The sequence below is a fragment of the Streptomyces aurantiaciflavus genome, from assembly GCF_049808595.1.
GTDB lineage: Bacteria > Actinomycetota > Actinomycetes > Streptomycetales > Streptomycetaceae > Streptomyces.
On record NZ_JBNCAQ010000003.1, the window covers coordinates 289,476 to 312,673 of the forward strand.

Below are 23,198 nucleotides of genomic sequence, written 5' to 3' on the forward strand. Positions count from 1 at the left end.
CTTCCTCTCATGCGGCTCTTGCGATCCACCGACCTGGCGCTGCGCGTGCTGATGCGGCTCGCGGTGGCGGGCGAGACCACCCCCACGACCCGTGATGTGGCGGCCGCCATGGAGGTCCCCTACACCCACGCGGCCAAGGTCGTGGCCGAACTCCAGCACATGGGCCTGCTGGAGGCCCGCCGCGGCCGCGGCGGCGGCCTCGCGCTGACCGGGAAGGGCCGTACGGCGTCGGTGGGCACCGTGGTCCGCGCCTTCGAGGGCGACGGCGACGTCGTGGACTGCGAGGGCGCGACCCCCTGCCCCCTGAACTCCGCCTGCCGGCTGCGGGGGGCGCTGCGCCGGGCGCAGGAGGCCTTCTTCGCGTCCCTGGACCCGGTGACGGTGTCGGACATGGTGGCCGAGCCGACGGGTCCGCTGCTGCTGGGCATCCCCCGGCCGGCCTGAGCCCGCCCCGCCGAACGGTGCTCGCCGGCGCGCTTGTCGGCGGGCGCCGCTACCGTCCCCTGCATGCGATCACTGATCACGGCCGTCCGCGAACACGACGAGGCCGCCCGCTTCCTCGCCTGGCCCGGCGACTTCGACCTGGACCTGGGCGACCACGGCGAGGAGGTCCACCTCGCCTCCGGCGCGGCGCTCGAGGGATTCGCGGGCGACGGCGCCGGCGGTACCTACTTCTTCTGCGGCGAGGGCGGCGAGGAACGTCCGATCCTGTACGCCGACTCCGAGGGCGGCGCGGCGCTGGTCGCGATCGGTCTGCCCGAACTCCTGCGCCTCCTCCTGGTCGCCCCGTGGTGGCGTGACTGCGGGGCGTTCACCGCGGAGGAGAGCCGGGAGGCCGCCGCCGAGTACCTGGCGGACATGCCCGACCTGGCCGACCGACGGGACCGTGCCGCCGCGGTCCTCGGCCTCACCCTGCCGACGGAGGCGGACGCCCTGGCCCGCCTCCGGGAGGTCGCGGTCGGGGCCGGCAAGGACTTCGTCCTCGTCCTCACGCCGGAGGACGAGCCCTACGACCCCCTGATCACGGCCTGACGGACGTCAGGCCCCCGCCAGCCACAGATCCGGCCCGAACACCTCGTAGTGCACGTCTGCCGGAGCCACGCCCTTCTCGATCAGCTGCGTCCGTACCGCTCGCATGAAGGGCAGCGGGCCGCACAGGTACGCGCGCGTGCCGGGGTGCACGGGGACGTCCGTGAGGTCGGCGAGGCCGGTGCGGGCGCCCTCGGGGGCGTCCTGCTCGTACCAGAGGTGGACGTTCGCCTCGGGGAGCTTGGCGGCGTAGGCCTCGTGGTCGGTGCGCAGGGCGTGGTCGGTGGGGGAGCGGTCGGCGTGCACGACGGTGACCGGGGCGTCGTGGCCGGTCGCCGCCAGGTGGGCCAGCATCGGGATCATCGGGGTGACGCCGATGCCGGCCGAGGCCAGGAGCAGCGGGGTGCCGGGGGCGTCGGTGAGGACGAGGTCGCCGTACGGCTCGGACAGTTCCAGCACGCTGCCCTCGCGCACGCGCGCGTGAAGGTGGTTCGAGACCTCGCCCTCCGGGGTCGTACCGCCGGGGACACGCTTCACGCTGATCTGGCGTACGGCCGCGTCGGACGCGGCGGAGAGGCTGTACTGGCGGATCTGGAGGGCGCCGTCGGGGAGTTCGGTGCGGACGGAGACGTACTGGCCGGGGAGGAAGTCGCGCACCGGGGCGTCGTCGAGGGGACGCAGGCGGAACGTGACGACGTCCGCGGTCTCCGGGACGCGCTCGACGACCTCCCACGTCCGCCAGGCGTGGCCGCCGCGCTCCTCGTACAGCCGCTTCTCGATCGCGATCAGCGCGTTCGCCATCAGCCAGTAGACCTCGTCCCAGGCGGCCGCGACCTCGGGGGTGACCGCCTCGCCGAGGACGCCGGCGATGGCGGCGAAGAGGTGTTCGTGGACGATCTCGTACTGCTCGGGGGTGATGCCCAGGGACGCGTGTTTGTGGGCGATGCGGGTCAGCATCGCGTCGGGGCGGGTGTCCGGGTGCTCGACGAGGTGCGTGGCGAAGGCGGCGATCGAGCCGGCCAGGGCCTGGCGCTGGGTGCCGGCGGCCTGGTTGCCGCGGTTGAACAGGTCGCGCAGCAGCTCGGGGTGGGCGGTGAACAGGCCCGTGTAGAAGCGTTCGGTGATCTCTCCGATGGCCGCTCCGACGGCGGGGAGCGTCGCGCGGACGGTGGCTGCGGACTGGTCGGACAGCATCAGGCCTCCTGGGGCTCACTTGCCGGGGCCCTGTTCGGCGGCCGGCGGTCGGCACCGTATTAAAACTTGCATCTGAGATGCAAATTTAGGAGATGGGGCGGGACGTCAAGGGGGCCGGGCATTACGGATGTCGGTCCGAGCAGGCAAGATGGGCGGCAGAGCAGTACACCTGCCGTACGCGAGGCGTTCAGGCCGGGGTCGCCGTCACGATCAAGGTCCGCAACGCGCACGAAATGCGGTTGTGGTGGGATGCTCAGGTGCCCGACCGCCTCCCGCGGGACCGGGGGCAGGCGGCCTGACCAGCAAGGATGGGGAAGCGGAAGATGGACAAGCAGCAGGAGTTCGTGCTCCGGACCTTGGAGGAGCGCGACATCCGGTTCGTACGCCTGTGGTTCACGGACGTGCTGGGCTTCCTCAAGTCCGTCGCCGTGGCCCCGGCGGAGCTCGAGCAGGCGTTCGACGAGGGCATCGGCTTCGACGGCTCCGCCATCGAGGGCTTCGCCCGCGTGTACGAGTCCGACATGATCGCCAAGCCGGACCCCTCCACCTTCCAGGTCCTGCCCTGGCGCGCCGAGGCCCCCGGCACCGCCCGCATGTTCTGCGACATCCTCATGCCGGACGGCTCCCCGTCCTTCGCCGACCCGCGGTACGTGCTCAAGCGCGCCCTGGCCCGCGCCTCCGACCTGGGCTTCACCTTCTACACCCACCCCGAGATCGAGTTCTTCCTGCTGAAGGACCGCCCGCTGGACGGCTCACGCCCGACCCCGGCCGACAACTCGGGTTACTTCGACCACACCCCGCAGAACATCGGCATGGACTTCCGCCGCCAGGCGATCACCATGCTGGAGTCGATGGGCATCTCCGTCGAGTTCTCCCACCACGAGGGCGCCCCCGGCCAGCAGGAGATCGACCTCCGCTACGCCGACGCGCTCTCCACCGCCGACAACATCATGACCTTCCGCCTGGTCATGAAGCAGGTGGCGCTGGAACAGGGCGTCCAGGCGACCTTCATGCCGAAGCCGTTCTCCGAGCACCCCGGCAGCGGCATGCACACCCACCTCTCCCTCTTCGAGGGCGACCGCAACGCGTTCTACGAGTCCGGCTCGGAGTACCAGCTGTCGAAGGTCGGCCGGTCCTTCATCGCCGGTCTGCTCAAGCACGCCGCCGAGATCTCCGCCGTCACCAACCAGTGGGTCAACTCCTACAAGCGCATCTGGGGCGGCTCCGAGCGCACCGCCGGCGCCGGCGGCGAGGCCCCCTCCTACATCTGCTGGGGCCACAACAACCGCTCCGCCCTCGTCCGCGTCCCGATGTACAAGCCCGGCAAGACGGGCTCGGCACGCGTCGAGGTCCGCTCCCTGGACTCCGGCGCCAACCCGTACCTGGCCTACGCCATGCTGCTGGCCGCCGGCCTCAAGGGCGTCGAGGAGGGCTACGAACTCCCGCCGGGCGCCGAGGACGACGTCTGGGCGCTCTCCGACGCCGAGCGCCGCGCCATGGGCATCGAGCCGCTGCCGCAGAACCTGGGCGAGGCCCTCACCCTCATGGAACGCAGCGACCTCGTGGCCGAGACCCTCGGCGAGCACGTCTTCGACTTCTTCCTGCGCAACAAGCGGCAGGAGTGGGAGGAGTACCGGTCCGAGGTGACGGCGTTCGAGCTGCGGAAGAACCTGCCGGTGCTGTAGGGGCAGGTCGGAGCGGGCGACCCGCTGGGACGACGTATGGGGCCGACGGTCGTGGACCGTCGGCCCCATGCGCCCCACCGCTTCTGGGCCATCTCCGGGCCGTCACCGCTGGTCCCCCCCACGTGGCTTCGACCTCAACGTGAGCGTCGCCGGCGAACAGCGTGGCCAGTCGGTCCTTCTGCTTGTCGGTGAGTAGGTCAGTGCCGGTGTGGAGGGTTCGCCGGTCGTGGCTTGTGGGCCGTTCAGCCACGGGGCATTCAGCGGCCGATGTCGTCCAGCTCGGTCAAGTCCTCATGCGAGAGGAAGAGTCCCGCGCCGGCGATGTTCTCGCGCAGGTGCGCTGTCGATGACGTGCCGGGGATGAGCAGGATGTTAGGTGATCGCTGCAGCAGCCAGGCCAGTGCGACAGACATCGGGGTCGTCCCCAATCGAGCGGCGACCGCCGAGAGCGCCGAGGACTGAAGCGGGGTGAAGCCCCCGAGGGGGAAGAAGGGCACGTACGCGACGCCTTCGGTGACGAGCCGGTCGATGAGCTTGTCGTCGTGGCGGTGGGCGAGGTTGTACATGTTCTGCACGCACACGATCGGCGCGATGCGCTGTGCCTCGGTGACCTGCTCCTCGGTGGCGTTGCTGACCCCGAGGTGGCGGATCAGGCCCTGCTGCTGGAGTTCGACGAGCGTCTCGAACGCCTCGGCGAGCGAGCCGGGCTGGGGACCTTCGGCGTTGCCGAGTCGGAGGTTGACCAGGTCGAGTACGTCGACCTGGAGGGACTTGAGGTTGTCGTGGACCTGGCGGCGCAGATCTTCGGGTCGTCGGGCCGTGGGCCAGCCACCCTGTTCGTCGCGGGTCGCGCCCACCTTGGTCACGATGTGCAGCGACTCGGGATAGGGGTGCAGTGCCTCACGGATCAACTCGTTGGTGACGCGCGGCCCGTAGGCGTCGCTGGTGTCGATGTGGGTGATACCGAGGTCGACCGCTGCACGCAGAACCGCCAGGGCACCCTCGCGATCGGCGGGCGGCCCCATGACCCACGGGCCGGCCAGTTGCATGGCGCCGTAGCCGAACCGGCTGACGGTCAAGTCACCCAGAGTCCAGGTGCCGCCGGGAAGAGAGAGGGAGGGTGTGCTCATCCTGTTGCCTTTCGTCGTGCACTGGGGGGTGGCGCCTGCTGCCTCCCTGCATCAGCATTGGAGAGAAACTTCCTGTCGGGAAGTAGGCACTTTGGAGTGCGTAACCCACCCATCGGTGAGAGGCGCGATCAGTGACGACGATGAAGGCGGCCCAGAAGAGGGCTCAGGCCAAGGTGGAGTACAACGCGTTCCTGGCAGGGTGCCCCAGCCGGCAACTGCTCGACCGAATCTCGGACAAGTGGGTCGTCCTGATCCTGTGTGCGCTGGGCGGCGACACCAGCCCTGGCCAGCCCGGTGCAGCACACGCAGACGCTCCGAAGGCGATGCGTTACTCCGAGATCTCTCGTCTTCTGGCCGGGGTCAGCCAGAAGATGCTGACCCAGACGCTACGGGCGCTGGAGCACGATGGCCTGCTCACCCGTACCGTGACACCAACCGTCCCTGTCACCGTCTCCTACGAGCTGACCGACCTCGGCCTCTCGCTCCACCACATGATGCGCGGGCTCAGAAACTGGGCGCAGACACACATGGCCGAGGTCCTCGCAAACCGCGAGAACCACGACGCCCGCACCTCCTGACGACTCCACCCAACCGTCCAACAGTTGGGTTCGGTCGGCCCGGCCCGAGAGGCTCGGCCGGTGTTACGGGCAGGTGGCCGTGTAGGGCAGGCCCGGGGCGTACTGCTGCCAGTCCTCGCGGGACAGGCCGGTTCCGGTGATGGCGCAGGCCGCGCCGGTCGGGTCGGCGGCGATGGCCGGCAGGTCGCCCAGGTTCCACAGTTCGACCGTGCCGGAGTCCAGGGTGACGGCCAGCGTCCTGCGGTCACCGCTGAACCGGACGTCCACCACCTCGGCCATGACGTCCGTGAGCGTCGTCGCCAGAGTGGGGGGCGTGGAGCCGCTCACGGACCAGAGACCCGCCCGGCCCGTGGGGCTTCCGGTCGCGATCAGGTGGCCCGCCGGGTGGACATCGAGCTGCGAGAGCCGGTCGGGGACCTGCGTCGAGGAGAGGAAGCTGCGCCCCTCGTCGCCCACCGACCACACGGCCAGGGCGCGCCCCTCGGTGGTGACCAGGTGACGTCCGTCACCGCTGAAGGCCGCGAAGTCGTAGCTGTCGAACTGCATCGACTGCAGATCCGAGCTGTCCCGCGGGGGCAACAGGACCGGGGCGGACGGCTTCGTGACGTCCCACAGGGCGCCGGGGAGGGCCAGTGTGGTGCCGTCCGGCCCGAAGACCGCCGGGGTGGTGCCCATGAAGGGCAGGGACGGCAGGTCGGGGGACGCGGAGGCCGAGGTCTCCCCACGTGGTGTGTAGGGGTTCACCAGCTTGGTGGGGACAGGGTGGCGCGGGTCGCGGATGTCCCACAGGCCGAACCAGGGCTCGCCGAAGAGTGTGGCACCAACTGCCGCGAGCGCCGGCCGGCGAGGGCTGAGCGCGACCGCCGTCACTCCGGACCTCGTGGAGATCTCGGCCAGCTGACGCGGCGCCCCCAGATCGGAGGTGTCCCACAGCGTGATCCTGCCGTCGGGGTTCACCTCGCCGGCCTGACTGCCGACGGCCAGCACGGAGCCGTCGCTGTTGAAGGAGACCGTCTCAGCTCTCTGGAGTTGGCCGGTCAGCGGCGTCCTCCTGCGCGGGCGGGTGGGATCGGAGGTGTCCCAGAGCCACACCTTGCCACCGGTGCCCCCGACCGCCAGTTTGCGGCCGTCGGGGCTGAACGCCGACGCCGCGAGCCGGAAGGCGTCCATGGTCAGGGTGGCGACCCGCACCGGGGCCCGGCTGCCCGTCAGCCAGCGTGTGAGGGCGCCGGTCTGGTCCGCCAGGCTGATGGTCCGGCCGTCACGGCTGAAGGCGGCGGCGTCGACCGGCCTGGTGTGCTCGCCCAGCATGACCGGCCGGCCGGGGTGTGCGGGGTCGCTGACATCGCGGAGAAACACCGTCTTGTCCAGCACGGAGGCGACCAGGGAACGGCCGTCCGGACTGAACACGACCGATTCCACCTGGTCCTTGTGGTCCAACCGGGCCAGCTGCCGAGGCGTCCTCGGAGTGCGGAGGTCCCACAGCGTCAGCGTCCTGTCGTTCCCGACCGCGAGGACGGGGGCGGTTCGGCTGAACACGGCGATGCCGAAGTGCGGGCGCCGTGCCACCGCCCGTGGGCGACGCACGTCACGGATGTCCCACACCGTCCACCCCGTGGTGTGCGTGACGCTCCCCGGTTCGAGGGAGCCGTCCTTGGCGGTGAAGTAGCCGGAGCCGGTGACGAGGGTGCGCCCGTCGGGGCTGAACATGACCGTGTCCGAGTCGTAGGCGGGCAGCGCTCCGGTCAGCCGCCGCGGCGCGGACGGCTTGGTCACGTCCCAGAGCTGCAGCGTGCCGTTGGCCCGGCCCGTGACCACGGCCATGGTGGTGCCGTCGGGACTGAAGGCCGCCGCCACCGCGTCCTGCAGGGCCCAGTGCAGCACCCGGCGTGGACGGGCGCGGTCGGCGAGGTCCCACAGCATCAGGCTGCTGGTGCCCCGCTGGATGCCGTCGGACGGGTTCAGACCGACGTTGCCGACGGTCGCCAGCAGGCGCCCGTCGGCACTGAACGTCATGCTGACGACGGACTCCAGCGGACCGGTGAGCCGCACGAGCCGCCTCGGGTGGACGGCGTCGCGCGTGTCCCACAGGGTGACACCGGTGTCCGACGTGGTGGCCAGCAGCGTGCCGTCGGGGGCGTAGGACGCCTGGTCGTGCTTCCCGACACCGGTCACGGACCTGCCGGCCAGGCGCGTGCGGTGCAGTGTGGTGATCAGCCCCTCCCGGGCCTCCGCCGTCGGCTTGACGCGGCCGGCGGCCAGGCTGAGCCGCAGTGAGAGGAGAGGGTCGCTGTCCCGGAGGTTCTCGGCCTCCGCCTGCAGTGCCCGCACGGTGGCCAGGCGGCGTTGCTCCTCGGCCAGCCGCCGCTGTTTCTCGGCCTCCCGGCGCCGCTCGTCGGCGAGGTTCGCCATGATCAGCGCGATCACCAGCAGCACCGTCAGGGCGCCGACGCCGGCGCGACGCAGCCGCACGCTGCGGGCGTGCTGCCGTACCTCCTCGCTGTCCAGTTCGTCCTTGGAGACGCCGTGGACGGCCGCCGCCAGCATGCCGACGGCCTCCCGGAACCTGCCGTGGTTCAGGGAGAGGTTCGGCTCGGCGGCGGCCCAGCGCAGGTCCACCCAGAGCGGTTCCCCCTGGAACCAGCCCCGCAGGCCGTCGGGCAGGGCGGTCGTCCGCTCCCACTGGAAGTCGCCCCGGTGGTGGTCCCAGACGATCTCACCGCCGGTCAGGACGATCAGCATCGTCTCGGGGCCGTGGTGCGCCTTCCAGAAGTCGATCTCCCGCCGGACCCAGGGAGACCGGGCCGACTCCGGCGAGGCGAGCAGGATGAAGTAACGGGAGCTCTCCAGGGCCCCCTCGATGGTGGTCCATAGGTCCGGGTTGGCCGCCAGGCTGGCCTGGTCACGGAAGACCCGCAGGGCACGCGGCCGGTTCCAGGGCTTGGCCAGACGGTGCAGCCCACGCTGCAGAGCGGGGGCGAGCGCGCTGTCCGCCGCATGGCTGTAGGACACGAAGGCGTCGTAGGAGCCGCGCGACGTGGGGGACGGCGTCATGAGTGCGACGCCCGCCACAGCGTGTGCTCACGCGAGATGGCGTCTTCCGATCCGCCGACGAAGCCCGCCCATTCCTCCTCGGTCCGCGCGTGCCGTATCCGCGCACCGATGGTGGCCAGTTCGTGGTGGGCCATCGCGTAGGCGGTCGCGAGGTTCTGGTGCTGCTTGGTCTGCACCCACGCCACTCCGGCCGCGGCCAGCGCCGCCACGAGACCGGGGATGTCAATGTCGATCAGACCGGCCGACTTCAGCACCCCGGCGGTCAGGCCGAGGAGTTCCAGTACGGCGAGGAGGACCGACCACTGCGTGGCCCTGCGCTCGTTCCAGCGGGCCTTCGTCCCGTACCACTCCTGCTGGTCCCTGATCCGCGCCCGAAGGTACAGCTCACGGCGCTCCTCCAGCGGCAGCGCACGGACTCGGCGCATGCCCTCGGTCACCTGCTCCGGACTGCCGTGATCGGGGATCAGCAGGAGGGGTTCGACATCGGACTCGATCTCGGTGAACCGCGCGAGCAGCAGGTCCGCGGCCTCGTCCTCGTCGAGGTCCGTGATCCCGAGCGGGCTGCCGCCCACCATGTACCGCCAGGTCAGGGTCTTCGTCGACTCGGCGACCGCGCGCCCCGCGTACCACTGCCGGTCGGGGCGCTCCCGCAGCATGTACACATCGCTGACGAGGGCTGCCCCGAAGGCCACCGACGCCACGACGGCGGCCACGTCCGCGCCACCGGCGCGCAGGGCCACCACACCGAAGGCCGCGGCGGTCACCAGCGCGCCGAGCCGGAACCGCGTGACGGCGAGATGGCGGCGCTGCCCCTTGAGCGAGTTCCCGTCGGCCGACCGGTACAGCGCCGGAAAGTCCTCGAAGCCGACCGTCACCGCCATGCGCTCCCCCTCCCCGAGACCTGACCCCAGGATGCCGGAACTCCTTTGTGCCATGGGTCCGTTCAGCCCCAGTGATCGTGCCCGGTGCTCCCTGCGGGCAATCAGGACAAGCGGCGGAAGAAGGGGCGGGCGGCGGGAGCAAGGGGCGGGCGGCAGGAGAAGGAGAAGCGCAGGAGAAGCAGGAGCGCGGGCGGAGCAGGAGCGCGGGGAACAGGTGCGCGAGAGGAACGGGAGCGCGGGCGGCGGAATGGCGCGTGCCCCGGACGGAGCCGGGTGCGCTACCGCTGCTGCCGGGCCAGTTCCGTCAGCACCTGGTGCAGCGGTTCCGTGGCGCGGCGGCGGTACTCCTGGATGGACCAGCCGTTGCCGTCCGGGTCGGTGAAGTACATGAAGGTGGCGCCGTCGTCGGGGGCGTACTGGATCGGCTCGGAGACGTCCAGGCCGCGCTCCACGAGCTCCGCGCGGGCGGCCTTGATGTCGGCCACACAAAGCTGCAGGCCCTGGTAGGAGCCGGGGGCCGGGCGCGGGCCCCGCGTCAGCTCCCAGACGCTGTCGCCCAGGGCGATCGAACAGCCCGAGCCGGGCGGTGTCAGCTGGACGATCCGCATGCCCGGCATGACCTCCTGGTCGATGTCCACATGGAACCCGACCTTGTCGCGGTAGAAGTCCCGGGACCGGTCGATGTCGCTGACCGGCAGCGGGATCACTTCTAGCGTGTACTGCATCGCTGGTCCTCCAGGTCGCCTCTGACGGAGTCGGGCCGGCCGTGTCGGTCGCGTCGCCACCGCGTCCGGCTGAACGGCTCCCCCCTACCGAAGCCGAAAACGGTCCCCGGCGCCACAGCGAGGACAAGGGCGTGTCCGGAACCGTGCGGGAAGAAGCCGTCCCGCACCCCGAAGCGCGGAAGGCCGCGTACTCGCGCCTCCCGGGCCGCGGCCGGCTCGCGCAGCCGGTGGTCGTCCCGCCCCGGATCAACATCGTCCCCTCTCCAGGACAGCCCCGCCGTACCACCGGAACTCATCGCTCCTGGCCCCGGCGCTTCCCCCGGGCTCTCCGGTTAGGCTCAAACCCGTACGACCTTGATCGGAGTCGAGGAGGCCGGGGATGACGGCGGCGCCGGGGCGTAGGAGCAGTACCTTCACACGGCTGCTGCGGCACGGTTTCATCGATCCGTCCGCCGCGGAGCGGCTGCTCGAGAGTGCCGAGCTGTCGCCCGTGCGCAATGATCCCGTCCTGCTGGAGGCCCTGGGGCGGACCGCTGATCCCGATCTCGCGCTGCAGGGGCTGGTGCGGCTGCTGGAGGCGCAGCCGGGGGCCACCGCGCGGCGCGGGCTGCTCGACATGGTCATCGCGGCCAAGCCGTTGCGGGACCGGCTGCTGGGCGTGCTGGGGGCGTCCGCCGCGCTCGCCGATCATCTGGCCCGGCACCCGCGGGACTGGGAGGCGCTCGTCACCTACGAGCCGCGTGACCTGCATCCCGGGGTCGAGGAGTTCGAACGGGGGCTCGCCGGGGCGACCGACCCGGTGTCGCTGCGGATCGCCTACCGGCGGTGCCTGCTGGCCATCGCCGCCCGCGATGTCTGCGGGACCACGCACCTGGCCGAGACGGCCGCCGAGCTGGCCGACCTGGCCACCGCCACGTTGCGGGCCGCGCTCGGTCTCGCGTGTGCCGCGGCGCCGGGCGACGCCGCGTTGTGCCGGCTCGCCGTCATCGCGATGGGCAAGTGCGGCGGGCACGAGCTCAACTACGTCTCCGACGTCGACGTCATCTTCGTGGGCGAGGCCGTCGACGGGGCCGACGAGGGCAAGGCCCTGCGGGCCGCCACCAGGCTCGCCTCGCACATGATGCGGATCTGCTCGGAGACCACCGTCGAGGGGTCGATCTGGCCCGTCGACGCCAACCTGCGGCCCGAGGGGCGCAACGGGCCGCTGGTACGGACGCTCAGCAGTCATGTCGCCTACTACCAGCGGTGGGCCAAGACCTGGGAGTTCCAGGCGCTGCTCAAGGCCCGGCCCGTCGCCGGGGACCTCGCCCTGGGCGAGGAGTACGTCGCCGCCGTCGAACCGCTCGTGTGGCAGGCCGCCGAGCGGGAGAACTTCGTCGCCGACGTGCAGAAGATGCGGCGCAGGGTCGTCGAGAACATCCCCGCCGCCGAGATCGAGCGGGAGCTGAAGCTCGGGCCGGGCGGACTGCGGGACGTCGAGTTCGCCGTGCAGTTGCTGCAGCTGGTGCATGGGCGGGCCGACGCGTCGCTGCGCAGCGGTACGACGCTCGACGCGTTGCAGGCGCTGGCAGCGGGCGGGTACGTCGGGCGCGCCGACGCCGTGCAGCTCGACGAGGCGTACCGGTTTCTGCGGTCCATGGAGCACCGGATCCAGCTGTACCGGCTGCGGCGGACCCATCTCGTGCCGGAGGGGGAGGCCGATCAGCGGCGGCTCGGGCGGTCGCTGGGGCTGCGTACCGATCCCGTGGGCGAGCTGAACCGGGAGTGGAAGCGGCACGCCGCCGTGGTACGGCGGTTGCACGAGAAGCTGTTCTACCGGCCGCTGCTGGACGCGGTGGCCCAACTCCCCTCCGGTGAGGCGCGGTTGAGCAGTGAGGCGGCCCGGGAGCGGCTGGTCGCGCTCGGGTACGCCGATCCCGCGGCGGCGTTGCGGCATCTGGAGGCGCTGGCCTCCGGGGTGTCGCGGAAGGCGGCGATCCAGCGGACCTTGCTGCCGGTGCTGCTGGGATGGTTCGCCGATTCCGCCGATCCGGACGCCGGGCTGCTCAATTTCCGCAAGGTGTCGGACGCGTTGGGAAAGACGCCCTGGTACCTGCGGTTGCTGCGCGACGAGGGGGCCGCCGCGGAGAACCTGGCGCGGGTGCTGTCCGCCGGGCGGCTCGCGCCGGACCTGCTGCTGCGGGCGCCCGAGGCGGTCGCCTTGCTGGGAGACGGGGACGGGGGAGCGGGCGGGCTGGAGCCGCGGGGGCGGGCCCATCTGGAGCAGGAGATACTCGCGGCGGTCGGGCGCGCGGAGGGCGCCGCGCAGGCGGTCACGGCCGCGCGGGGCGTGCGGCGCAGGGAACTGTTCCGTACGGCTGCCGCGGACATCGTCGGGTCGTACGGGACGGAGGCCCAGCCCGCCGAGGCCGACCAGGGCGCGCTGGTGGACCTGGTCGGCGGGGCGGTGTCGGATCTGACGGCCGCGACGCTGGCCGGCACGTTGCGGGCCGTGGTGCGGGAAGGGTGGGGCGACACTCTGCCCACCCGGTTCACGATCATCGGCATGGGGCGGTTCGGGGGGCACGAGCTGGGCTACGGGTCCGACGCCGACGTCTTGTTCGTGCATGAGCCGTGGGAGGGGGCCGACGAACAGGAGGCCGCCCGGGCGGCCAACGCCGTGGTGGCCGAGGTGCGGCGGCTGCTGCAGATCCCCAGTACCGATCCGCCGTTGCTGATCGACGCGGATCTGCGGCCCGAGGGGAAGTCCGGGCCGCTGGTGCGCACCCTGAAGTCCTACGAGGCCTACTACCGGCGGTGGTCGCTGGTGTGGGAGTCGCAGGCGCTGCTGCGGGCCGAACCCGTCGCCGGCGACGAGGAGCTGGGGCGGCGGTTCGTCGAGCTGATCGACCCCCTGCGGTATCCGAAGGCGGGGCTGGGCGCCGACGCCGTACGGGAGATCCGGCGACTGAAGGCGCGGATGGAGTCGGAACGGCTGCCTCGCGGGGCGGACCCCAAGCTGCACACCAAGCTGGGGCCCGGAGGGCTGTCCGACGTCGAGTGGACGGTGCAGTTGCTGCAGCTGCGGCACGGCGCCGAGGTGGCGGGGCTGCGCACCACCCGCACGCGCGCCGCCCTCGCGGCCGCCCGGGCTGCCGGCCTTCTGTCGGAGGAGGCGGCGGGGATCCTCGACGAGGCGTGGGTGCTGGCCACCCGGGTGCGGAACGCGGTGATGCTCGTACGGGGGCGGGCCGCAGACACGTTCCCGTCGGAGGCACGGGAGCTCGGAGCTGTCGGACGGTACCTGGGGTACGGGCCGGGCCACGTCGGGGACATGCTGGACGACTACCGCCGCACCGCCCGGCGGGCCCGGGGGGTTGTGGACGAGCTGTTCTACGGGGGGTAGGCGCGGGTGCTCGGCGCGGCTCCGTGGGGCGCGGCCGGGTGGAGTGCGGTGTGGGGACCGTGGCGGTGCGGCCCACTGGACTCACCGGCCACCCGGCAACGCTCCCGCCCCCGCCCCCTACGCCTTCGTGGGCACCAGCGCCCTGCCCGCTCCCCGGCCCGGAACCAGCTTCGGCAACGCGTACGGCATGGATCCGTACCAGACCCGCGCCACCGTGAAGCCGAAGGCGAGGCAGAGGGCGCCGCCCACCGCGTCCAGCCAGAAGTGGTTGGCCGTGGCGACGATGACCACCAGCGTGGCCGCCGGGTAGAGCAGGCCGAGGACCCGGACCCAGGGGACGGTCGCCAGGGCGAAGATCGTCAGGCCGCACCACAGGGACCAGCCGATGTGCATGGACGGCATCGCGGCGTACTGGTTCGACATGTTCTTCAGGTCGCCGGAGGCCATCGAGCCCCAGGTCTGGTGGACCACGACCGTGTCGACGAAGTCGCCGCCGTTCATGAGGCGTGGGGGAGCGAGGGGATACAGGTAGTAACCGACCAGGGCCACACCGGTGGTGGCGAAGAGGACCATGCGGGTCGCGGCGTAGCGGCCGGGGTGGCTTCGGTAGAGCCACACCAGGACGCCCAGGGTGACGACGAAGTGCAGGGTCGCGTAGTAGTAGTTCATGCCGATGACGAGCCAAGTCACCGAGTTCACGGCGTGGTTGACCGACTCCTCCACGGCGATGCCCAGGTGGTGTTCGGCCTTCCAGATCCAGTCGGCGTTGCGCAGCGCCTCGGCCTTCTGCTCCGGGACCGCGTTGCGGATCAGCGAGTACGTCCAGTAACTCACCGCGATCAGCAGGATCTCGAACCAGAACCGGGGGCGACGGGGCGTACGCAGACGGTGCAGGAGCCCCGGACCCGCCTCGGCCGTGACGGCGTCCGGAACGGCCTCTTCGCGGCCTTCCAGTGGTGTCACGGTCGCTTCACCCATGGATACAGAGTCTGCCAGAAAAGCCTTCTCCCCCGATCATCCCAGGGGTCCAGTCCTACCCGCATGTTCTACGACCGGCAGACCCCTACGGGTACTCCTCTTGCACTGCCCGAAACCGATGGCTCTCCGCCCTACGGACGACTGCGGTCTCCGGGCGCCGAGGCCGTCGAGCCGCGCACCACCAGCTCCGGCATGAAGACGAACTCGCTGTGCGGGGCGGGCGTCCCGCCGATCTCCTCCAGGAGCGTGCGGACCGCCGCCTGGCCCATCGCCGGGACCGGCTTGCGGATGGTGGTCAGCGGCGGGTCGGTGAAGGCGATCAGGGGCGAGTCGTCGAAGCCGACCACCGAGATGTCCTGGGGGACCGCCAGACCGCGCTGGCGTGCGGCGCGTATCGCGCCCAGGGCCATCATGTCGCTGGCGCAGACGATCGCCGTGCAGCGGCGGTCGATGAGCGCCGTGGTGGCGGCCTGACCGCCCTCCAGGGTGTAGAGGGAGTGCTGGACGAGCTCCGACTCGATCGTCTCCGGGCCGAGGCCCAGCTGGTCCTGCATCGCGCGGACGAAGCCCTCGATCTTGCGCTGCACCGGGACGAAGCGTTTCGGGCCGAGCGCCAGTCCGATGCGGGTGTGGCCCAGGGAGACGAGATGGGTGACGGCCAGCGTCATCGCCGCCCGGTCGTCGGGGGAGATGAAGGGGGCCTGGACCTTCGGGGAGAAGCCGTCGACGAGGACGAAGGGGACGCCCTGGGCCCGCAGCTGCTCGTAGCGCTGCATGTCGGCCGTGGTGTCCGCGTGCAGCCCGGAGACGTAGATGATGCCGGCGACCCCGCGGTCGACCAGCATCTCGGTCAGCTCGTCCTCCGTGGAGCCGCCCGGGGTCTGGGTGGCGAGGACCGGGGTGTAGCCCTGGCGGGTCAGCGCCTGGCCGATGACCTGGGCCAGGGCGGGGAATATCGGGTTCTCCAGCTCGGGCGTGATCAGACCGACCAGCCCCGCGCTGCGCTGACGCAACCGGACCGGGCGCTCGTAGCCCAGGACGTCCAGGGCGGCGAGCACGGACTGGCGGGTGGTGGCGGCGACGCCCGGCTTCCCGTTGAGGACGCGGCTGACGGTCGCTTCACTCACCCCCGCCTGCGCAGCGATGTCGGCAAGCCGTGTGGTCACAGGGGTGGACTGTACCGGCCAGGTGTCACCTTGCACACCAATCGGACGCCGTGGCCGACCCGTCGAACGGATCGGCCGGGGCTGCTGCGTCATCGCGCTCCCTCGTGAAAGTGATGGCAAGAGCTTGCAGAGTCTTGCACAACCATCACGTGCCCCGCTGAGGAGCCGTTGAACCGGGTCAACAACGGTCTCGCGGTGGTTGTCATCAGGTCACGCCCGGATAACTTCGAAGATGTCTTGCGCTTTTTTTCTGCAAGGTCTTTCGCAACGCTTACATCGCTGTTACGTTCACGTCGCCCGGCGGCCGCCGCAACGGCGCAGTCGGCAAGTCGACAGGGACGGCGGACGGGACCGCTCCCTGGCTACACGGGCTTTCACCCTCAAGGAGAACTCATGCGGCGTGGCATAGCGGCCACCGCGCTGGTGGCGTCCCTCGCCCTCGCGGCGACGGCCTGCGGCGGAAGCGACAGCGGCGACTCGGCCGACGGCCCGGTCACCATCACCTGGTGGGACACCTCCAACGCCACCAACGAGGCGCCGACGTACCAGGCCCTGGTCAAGGAGTTCGAGGCCGCCAACAAGGACATCAAGGTCAAGTACGTCAACGTCCAGTTCGACCAGGCGCAGAACAAGTTCGACACCGCCGCCGGTTCGAAGGGCGCCCCGGACGTGCTGCGCTCCGAGGTCGGCTGGACCCCCGCCTTCGCCAAGAAGGGCTTCTTCCTGCCGCTGGACGGCACCGAGGCCCTCGCCGACCAGGACAAGTTCAAGTCCAACCTGATCGAGCAGGCCAAGTACGAGGGCAAGACCTACGGCGTGCCGTTCGTCACCGACACGCTCGCGCTGGTCTACAACAAGGAGCTCTTCGCGAAGGCCGGCCTCACCGCCGCCCCGAAGACCTGGGACGAGCTGAAGACCGCCGCCGCCACCATCCAGGCCAAGACCGGCGTCGACGGCTACTGGGGCTCCACCCAGGCCTACTACGCCCAGTCCTTCCTGTACGGCGAGGGCACCGACACCGTCGACGCCAAGGCCAAGAAGATCACCGTCGGCTCGGCGGAGGCGAAGAAGGCGTACGGCACCTGGCTCGGCCTGTTCGACGGCAAGGGCCTGCACAAGGCCGACACCACCGCCGACGCCTACGCCCACATCCAGGACGCCTTCGTCAACGGCAAGGTCGCCGCGATCATCCAGGGCCCCTGGGAGATCACGAACTTCTACAAGGGCACCGCGTTCAAGGACAAGGCCAACCTCGGCATCGCCACCGTCCCGGCCGGCTCCACCGGCAAGGCGGGCGCCCCGACCGGCGGCCACAACCTCTCGGTCTACGCCGGCTCCGACGAGGCCCACCAGAAGGCCGCGCTGAAGTTCGTCAACTTCATGACCTCCGCGAAGTCCCAGGCGACCATCGCCCTGAAGAACTCCACCCTGCCGACCCGCGACGACGCCTACACCGACCAGGTCAAGGCCGACCCGGGCATCGCCGGCTACGGCGCCGTCCTGTCCGCCGCCCAGCCGCGCCCGGCGCTGCCGGAGTACAGCTCGCTGTGGGGTCCGCTGGACACCGAGCTGCCCAAGATCGCGGGTGGCAAGGAGTCCCTCGACAAGGGCCTGAGTAACGCCGAGACCGCCATCGCCAAGCTGGTGCCGGACTTCAGCAAGTGAGCCCCGAGTGGCCGTCGGATCACCCAGCTCATGGGGGGAGTGATCCGGCGGCCACCGGCCTGCGCCCAGCCCCACGCCCTGATCCGCAGACCTTCCAGAAGGTGTCGAACCATGACAGTCGCCATCGACCGCGCGACCGGCAAGCGCCGCGGTGACGCGCCGCGGCCCGGGCTGGGCCAGCGCCTGAAGCACGGCTACCAGAAGCACTGGTACGCCTACGCGATGATCGCCCCGGTGGTGATCGTCCTCGGCGTCCTCGTGCTGTATCCGCTGGCGTACGGCTTCTACCTCACCCTCACCGACGCCAACAGCCTCAACACGGCCCGCACCATCGGCGTCAACGAGATCGAGGCCACCTACAAGTTCATCGGCCTGGACAACTACGCCGACATCCTGTGGGGTCCCACGGCCTACGACCGCTTCTGGTCGCACTTCATCTGGACCATCGTGTGGACGGCGCTCTGCGTCACGCTCCACTACTTCATCGGGCTGGGCCTCGCGCTGCTGCTCAACCAGAAGCTCCGCGGACGCACGTTCTACCGGCTCGTCCTCGTCCTGCCCTGGGCCGTACCCACCTTCGTCACCGTCTTCGGCTGGCGGTTCATGCTGGCGGACGGCGGCATCATCAACGCCGGCCTGGAGGCGCTGCACCTGCCGGCGCCGCTGTGGCTGGAGGACACCTTCTGGCAGCGGTTCGCGGCGATCATGGTCAACACCTGGTGCGGTGTGCCGTTCATGATGCTCTCCCTGCTCGGCGGCCTGCAGGCCATCGACGCCTCCCTCTACGAGGCCGCGGAGATGGACGGCGCCAACGCCTGGCAGCGCTTCCGGTACGTCACCCTGCCCGGCCTGAGGTCGGTCAGCTCCACCGTCGTCCTGCTGGGCGTCATCTGGACCTTCAACCAGTTCGCCATCATCTTCCTGCTGTTCGGCGACACCGCCCCGGACGCCCAGATCCTCGTCACCTGGGCGTACTACCTCGGCTTCGGACAGCAGCCGCGTGACTTCGCCCAGTCCGCCGCCTACGGCATCCTGCTGCTGGCCGTCCTGATCGTCTTCACCTCCTTCTACCGCCGCTGGCTCAACCGCAACGACCAGCAGCTCGCGATCTGAGGCAGGAGTTCCCATGAGCACGAGCACCACCGAGACCTCCGCCGTGCAGACCGAGCCGGCCCCCGCGGCCACCCCACGGCGCACCGCCCGCCGGCGCGGCCGGCGCGGACCGCTGGCCACCCTCGCCACCCACGGCGTCCTGATCGTGGCGAGCCTCGTCGCGTTCTTCCCGGTCGCCTGGCTGATCTTCCTGTCTCTCGGCCCGGACAAGGACGACTACCTGCACCCCGGCCAGATCTGGCACAAGATGACGCTCGACAACTACACGTTCGTCCTGCGGCACACCGGGTTCTTCGACTGGCTGCAGAGCACGCTCATCGTCGTCCTCGGGACCACGGCCATCGGTGTGATCATCGCCGCCACCAGCGGCTACGCGGTCTCCCGCATGCGCTTCCCCGGCTACAAGAAGTTCATGTGGGTCCTGCTCGTCACCCAGATGTTCCCGGTCGCCGTCCTCATGGTGCCGATGTACCAGATCCTGTCGGACCTGGGCCTCATCGACACCTACCTCGGCCTGATCCTGGTGAACTGCACGACGGTCGTGCCGTACAGCGCCTGGCTGCTCAAGGGCTACTTCGACACCATCCCGTTCGAGATCGACGAGGCGGGACGCGTCGACGGGCTCAGCCCCTTCGGCACCTTCCTGCGGCTCGTCCTCCCGCTGGCCAAGCCCGGCCTCGCGGTCGCCGCGTTCTACAACTTCCTCACCGCCTTCGGCGAGGTCGCCTTCGCCTCGACGTTCATGCTGACGGACTCGAAGTACACCTTCGCCGTCGGGCTGCAGAGCTTCGTCAGCGAGCACGACGCCCAGCGCAACCTCATGGCCGCCACCGCGGTGCTGATCGCGATACCCGTCTCCGCGTTCTTCTACCTCGTGCAGAAGAACCTGGTGACCGGCCTGACCGCGGGCGGCACGAAGGGGTGACCCTCCGCCGGGCGGGCCGCGAGGGGCCGTCGGTCGTCGGCGGCGCCGTCGTGGCCGGTCGCTCCCCCCACTCCCGGCTTCTCCCCGCTCCCGGCTTCTCCCCGCTCTCGGCCTCGCCCGAGCGAGAGGGACCCCCGTGTACGGGGGCGCCCCCCATCGCGGCGGAGCCGCGAGTCGATCCAGCCCCGCGCCCCTGCGGGGCGCCGCACACTCCCGCGCGGCTTGCCGCGCGGGTGGCGGCCGCGGTGTCCATCCGACCCCGCCGGCACCGCGGCCGCCTCATCACCTCGTCACCCTCCCCCACTCTCGGCCGCGTTCGAGCGGGGGGACCCCTTCGAAACCCGACCATCCCCATGACCGCAAGCCCGTTACGTACCACCACCAAGGACGCCATGAGCCAGCAGCACTCCGCCGCACCGGCCCCGACCTCCCGGCCCGCCTCGGCCGTCGCCACCGTCGCCCAGCGCGGCGACTGGTGGCGGGACGCGGTGATCTACCAGGTGTATCCGCGCAGCTTCGCCGACAGCAACGGCGACGGCATGGGCGACCTGGAAGGCGTACGCTCCCGCCTGCCGTACCTGCGCGACCTCGGCGTGGACGCCGTGTGGCTCAGCCCCTTCTACGCCTCCCCGCAGGCCGACGCCGGCTACGACGTCGCCGACTACCGGGCCGTCGACCCCATGTTCGGCAACCTCCTCGACGCCGACGCGCTCATCCGCGACGCCCACGAACTGGGCCTGCGGATCATCGTCGACCTCGTCCCCAACCACTCCTCCGACCAGCACGAGTGGTTCAGGCGGGCGGTCGCGGAAGGCCCCGGCTCGCCCCTGCGGGAGCGCTACCACTTCCGTCCCGGCAAGGGGAAGAGCGGCGAACTCCCGCCCAACGACTGGGAGTCCATCTTCGGCGGGCCCGCGTGGACGAGGGTCACCGAGCCCGACGGCACCCCCGGCGAGTGGTACCTCCACCTCTTCGCCCCCGAGCAGCCCGACTTCAACTGGGATCACCCGGCGGTGGGCGACGAGTTCCGCTCGATCCTGCGCTTCTGGCTCGACATGGGCGTCGACGGCTTCCGCATCGACGTCGCGCACGGCCTGGTGAAGGCGGAGGGGCTCCCGGACGTCGGATCCCACGATCAGCTCAAACTGCTGGGCAACGATGTCACGCCGTTCTTCGACCAGGACGGCGTCCACGAGATCTACCGGCAGTGGCGCACGATCCTCGACGAGTACGCCGGCGAGCAGATCTTCGTGGCCGAGGCCTGGACGCCGACCGTCGAGCGCACCGCGAACTACGTACGTCCGGACGAACTCCACCAGGCCTTCAACTTCCAGTACCTCAGCACCGAGTGGGACGCCGAGGAACTGCGCAAGGTCGTCGACCGCACCTTGGACGCCATGCGCCCGGTCGGCGCCCCCGCCACCTGGGTGCTGTCCAACCACGACGTCACCCGGCACGCCACCCGCTTCGCCAACCCGCCCGGCCTCGGCACCCAGATCCGCACCGCCGGCGACCGCGAACTGGGCCTGCGCCGGGCGCGGGCGGCCACGCTGCTGATGCTGGCGCTGCCCGGCTCGGCGTACGTCTACCAGGGCGAGGAGCTCGGCCTGCCGGACGTCGTCGACCTGCCGGACGAGGTGCGCCAGGACCCGGCGTACTTCCGCGGCGCCGGCCAGGACGGCTTCCGTGACGGCTGCCGGGTGCCGATCCCGTGGACGCGCACGGGATCGTCGTACGGCTTCGGCACGGGTGGCAGCTGGTTGCCTCAGCCGGACAGCTGGGGCGAACTGAGCATCGAGGCCCAGACCGGTGACCCGGACTCCACCCTCGAGCTGTACCGCTCCGCCCTCGCCGTCCGCCGCGAGCAGCCCGACCTGGGCGCGGGCGACTCGGTGGAGTGGCTGAAGGCCCCCGAGGGCGTCCTCGCCTTCCGGCGCGGGGAGTTCGTCTGTGTCGCCAACACCGGCGAGGAGTCGGTGACGACCCCGGCGTACGGCCGTCTCCTGCTCGCCAGCGGTGAGGTGAGCGAGACGGACGGCGAGGCGAAGGTGCCGGGCGACACCACGGTGTGGTGGACGACCGCCTGACGCCCCGCAACTTTTTTCATTGAATTTCATACGGCCCGCTGCCCATCCGGGCGGCGGGCCTCTAACATCTGCGTGACTGCAAGGTTGCTGAAATATTTCAGCAAGAGCCTTCAATGAAGAAGGAACCCCACATGGCACGCAGAACCCTCTCCGGGGCGGCCGCCCTCACGGCTGCTCTTGTCATGCTCCCGACTGCAGCCGCGCAGGCCTCCCCGCCCGGCGCCAAGGACGTCACGGCCGTCCTCTTCGAGTGGAACTTCGCCTCCGTCGCCAAGGAGTGCACCAACACCCTCGGCCCGGCCGGCTACGGATACGTCCAGGTCTCCCCACCCGCCGAGCACATACAGGGCGCGCAGTGGTGGACGTCGTACCAGCCGGTCAGCTACCGGATCGCCGGCCGTCTCGGCGACCGCACGGCCTTCCAGAACATGGTGAACACCTGCCACGCGGCCGGTGTGAAGGTCGTCGTCGACACGGTCGTCAACCACATGTCGGCGGGCAGCGGCACCGGCACGGGCGGATCGTCGTACACGAAGTACGACTATCCCGGCCTGTACTCCTCCTACGACTTCGACGACTGCACCGGCCGGATCACGAACTACGCCGACCGCTGGAACGTCCAGCACTGCGAACTGGTCGGCCTCGCGGACCTGGACACGGGCGAGGAGTACGTCCGCAAGACCATCGCCGGGTACATGAACGACCTGCTGTCCCTCGGCGTCGACGGCTTCCGCATCGACGCGGCCAAGCACATCGACACCAATGACCTCGCGAACATCAAGTCCCGGCTGACCAACCCGAACGCGTACTGGAAGCAGGAGGTCATCTACGGCAGCGGTGAGGCCGTCCAGCCGACCGAGTACACGGGCAACGGCGACGTGCAGGAGTTCCGCTACGCCTACGACCTCAAGCGCGTCTTCAACAACGAGAACCTCGCCTACCTGAAGAACTACGGCGAGGGATGGGGCTACATGAACAGCTCGGTGGCCGGCGTCTTCGTCGACAACCACGACACCGAGCGCAACGGCTCCACGCTCAGTTACAAGGACAACGCCAACTACACCCTGGCCAACGTCTTCATGCTGGCCTGGCCCTACGGCGCGCCCGACATCAACTCCGGCTACGAGTGGTCGGACGCCGACGCCGGCCCGCCGAACGGCGGCCAGGTCGACGCCTGCTGGCAGGACGGCTGGAAGTGCCAGCACAAGTGGCCCGAGATCATCCGCATGGTCGCCTTCCGCAACGCGACCCGCGGTGAGGCCGTCACCAACTGGTGGGACAACGGGGGCGACGCGATCGCGTTCGGTCGGGGCGGCAAGGGCTTCGTCGCCATCAACCACGAGTCGAGCTCCCTGAGCCGTACGTACCAGACGTCGCTGCCTGCGGGGACGTACTGCAATGTGCAGAGCAACACCACGGTGACCGTCAACTCCAGTGGGCAGTTCACGGCCACCCTCGGCTCGAACACCGCCCTGGCCGTCTACGCGGGGAAGTCGAGCTGCTGAGTTCCCCGATGCGGTGGGGGAGGGATCCCGTTCGCGGCGTCGAACCCCACCCTGAAAGGTCTTGCCGATCGTTTCAGGACTCTTGCTGAAAGGCTTTC

General features: G+C 70.5%; 17 protein-coding genes and 1 pseudogene. 10 read left to right on the forward strand and 8 right to left on the reverse strand.

What is annotated here, in order from left to right; translation table 11 throughout:
• Positions 1-9: 9 nt before the first annotated feature.
• On the forward strand, positions 10-444 hold the full coding sequence (locus tag ACPT94_RS04785; RefSeq protein WP_360338957.1) for an RrF2 family transcriptional regulator: 435 nt from the start codon (positions 10-12) through the stop codon (positions 442-444).
• A 63-nt stretch (positions 445-507) separates the two neighbouring features.
• On the forward strand, positions 508-1,032 hold the full coding sequence (locus ACPT94_RS04790) for a hypothetical protein (protein WP_360338954.1): 525 nt from the start codon (positions 508-510) through the stop codon (positions 1,030-1,032).
• Positions 1,033-1,038: 6 nt separating this feature from the next.
• Here ACPT94_RS04790 and ACPT94_RS04795 read toward each other — a convergent pair whose 3' ends face one another.
• A complete protein-coding gene (locus ACPT94_RS04795) occupies positions 1,039-2,223 on the reverse strand; it encodes a globin domain-containing protein (RefSeq protein ID WP_425245183.1) in 1,185 nt (394 codons plus the stop codon).
• A gap of 323 nt (positions 2,224-2,546) precedes the next feature.
• Here ACPT94_RS04795 and glnA point away from each other — a divergent pair, with 323 nt between their 5' ends.
• Positions 2,547-3,908 (forward strand): type I glutamate--ammonia ligase, encoded by a 1,362-nt coding sequence (gene glnA / locus ACPT94_RS04800; protein WP_360338948.1) that lies wholly within the window; start codon positions 2,547-2,549, stop codon positions 3,906-3,908.
• A 257-nt stretch (positions 3,909-4,165) separates the two neighbouring features.
• Here the strand turns inward: glnA and ACPT94_RS04805 are convergent, their stop codons facing one another.
• On the reverse strand, positions 4,166-5,038 hold the full coding sequence (locus ACPT94_RS04805; protein ID WP_360338945.1) for an aldo/keto reductase family oxidoreductase: 873 nt from the start codon (positions 5,036-5,038) through the stop codon (positions 4,166-4,168).
• Between the two features lie 140 nt (positions 5,039-5,178).
• Between ACPT94_RS04805 and ACPT94_RS04810 the strand changes: the two genes are divergently transcribed.
• Positions 5,179-5,616, forward strand: a complete 438-nt coding sequence (locus ACPT94_RS04810; protein WP_425245210.1) for a winged helix-turn-helix transcriptional regulator — start codon at positions 5,179-5,181, stop codon at positions 5,614-5,616.
• 63 nt (positions 5,617-5,679) lie between these two features.
• Here the strand turns inward: ACPT94_RS04810 and ACPT94_RS04815 are convergent, their stop codons facing one another.
• From ACPT94_RS04815 to ACPT94_RS04830, 4 genes and pseudogenes are all read right to left on the reverse strand, one after another.
• Complete coding sequence (locus ACPT94_RS04815; protein ID WP_425245184.1) at positions 5,680-8,670, reverse strand: TIR domain-containing protein; 2,991 nt, start codon at positions 8,668-8,670, stop codon at positions 5,680-5,682.
• Positions 8,667-9,551 (reverse strand): DUF4231 domain-containing protein, encoded by an 885-nt coding sequence (locus ACPT94_RS04820; protein WP_360338936.1) that lies wholly within the window; start codon positions 9,549-9,551, stop codon positions 8,667-8,669. The genes ACPT94_RS04815 and ACPT94_RS04820 overlap by 4 nt, the downstream gene beginning before the upstream one ends.
• A 278-nt stretch (positions 9,552-9,829) precedes the next feature.
• On the reverse strand, positions 9,830-10,276 hold the full coding sequence (locus ACPT94_RS04825; protein ID WP_360338933.1) for a VOC family protein: 447 nt from the start codon (positions 10,274-10,276) through the stop codon (positions 9,830-9,832).
• A pseudogene (locus ACPT94_RS04830) lies at positions 10,261-10,512 on the reverse strand (hypothetical protein); the annotation flags it as partial. The gene ACPT94_RS04825 and the pseudogene ACPT94_RS04830, both read right to left, overlap by 16 nt.
• 143 nt (positions 10,513-10,655) lie before the next feature.
• On the opposite strand from ACPT94_RS04830, the gene ACPT94_RS04835 reads away from it, so the two are divergent.
• Positions 10,656-13,661 carry a bifunctional [glutamine synthetase] adenylyltransferase/[glutamine synthetase]-adenylyl-L-tyrosine phosphorylase gene (locus ACPT94_RS04835; RefSeq protein WP_360338930.1) on the forward strand — a complete coding sequence of 1,002 codons (3,006 nt, stop codon included), beginning with the start codon at positions 10,656-10,658 and terminating at the stop codon, positions 13,659-13,661.
• A 117-nt stretch (positions 13,662-13,778) separates the two neighbouring features.
• On the opposite strand, the gene ACPT94_RS04840 is transcribed toward ACPT94_RS04835, so the two are convergent.
• Together ACPT94_RS04840 and ACPT94_RS04845 are read right to left on the reverse strand one after the other, a co-directional pair.
• On the reverse strand, positions 13,779-14,639 hold the full coding sequence (locus ACPT94_RS04840; RefSeq protein ID WP_360338927.1) for a phosphatase PAP2 family protein: 861 nt from the start codon (positions 14,637-14,639) through the stop codon (positions 13,779-13,781).
• 131 nt (positions 14,640-14,770) lie between these two features.
• Positions 14,771-15,805, reverse strand: a complete 1,035-nt coding sequence (locus tag ACPT94_RS04845) for a LacI family DNA-binding transcriptional regulator (RefSeq protein ID WP_360338924.1) — start codon at positions 15,803-15,805, stop codon at positions 14,771-14,773.
• 393 nt (positions 15,806-16,198) lie between these two features.
• Here ACPT94_RS04845 and ACPT94_RS04850 point away from each other — a divergent pair, with 393 nt between their 5' ends.
• The 5 genes from ACPT94_RS04850 to ACPT94_RS04870 all read left to right on the forward strand — a co-directional run bounded on the left by ACPT94_RS04850 (position 16,199) and on the right by ACPT94_RS04870 (position 23,100).
• Positions 16,199-17,470: an extracellular solute-binding protein gene (locus ACPT94_RS04850; protein WP_360338921.1), complete on the forward strand. Its 1,272-nt coding sequence runs from the start codon at positions 16,199-16,201 to the stop codon at positions 17,468-17,470.
• A 111-nt stretch (positions 17,471-17,581) separates the two neighbouring features.
• Positions 17,582-18,583 (forward strand): carbohydrate ABC transporter permease, encoded by a 1,002-nt coding sequence (locus tag ACPT94_RS04855; RefSeq protein WP_360338918.1) that lies wholly within the window; start codon positions 17,582-17,584, stop codon positions 18,581-18,583.
• 13 nt (positions 18,584-18,596) lie between these two features.
• Positions 18,597-19,508, forward strand: a complete 912-nt coding sequence (locus ACPT94_RS04860; RefSeq protein WP_425245185.1) for a sugar ABC transporter permease — start codon at positions 18,597-18,599, stop codon at positions 19,506-19,508.
• Between the two features lie 392 nt (positions 19,509-19,900).
• A complete protein-coding gene (locus ACPT94_RS04865) occupies positions 19,901-21,595 on the forward strand; it encodes a glycoside hydrolase family 13 protein (protein ID WP_360338911.1) in 1,695 nt (564 codons plus the stop codon).
• Between the two features lie 131 nt (positions 21,596-21,726).
• Positions 21,727-23,100, forward strand: coding sequence for an alpha-amylase (locus ACPT94_RS04870; protein WP_425245186.1), 1,374 nt, complete (start codon positions 21,727-21,729; stop codon positions 23,098-23,100).
• The last annotated feature ends 98 nt before the right edge of the window (positions 23,101-23,198 follow it).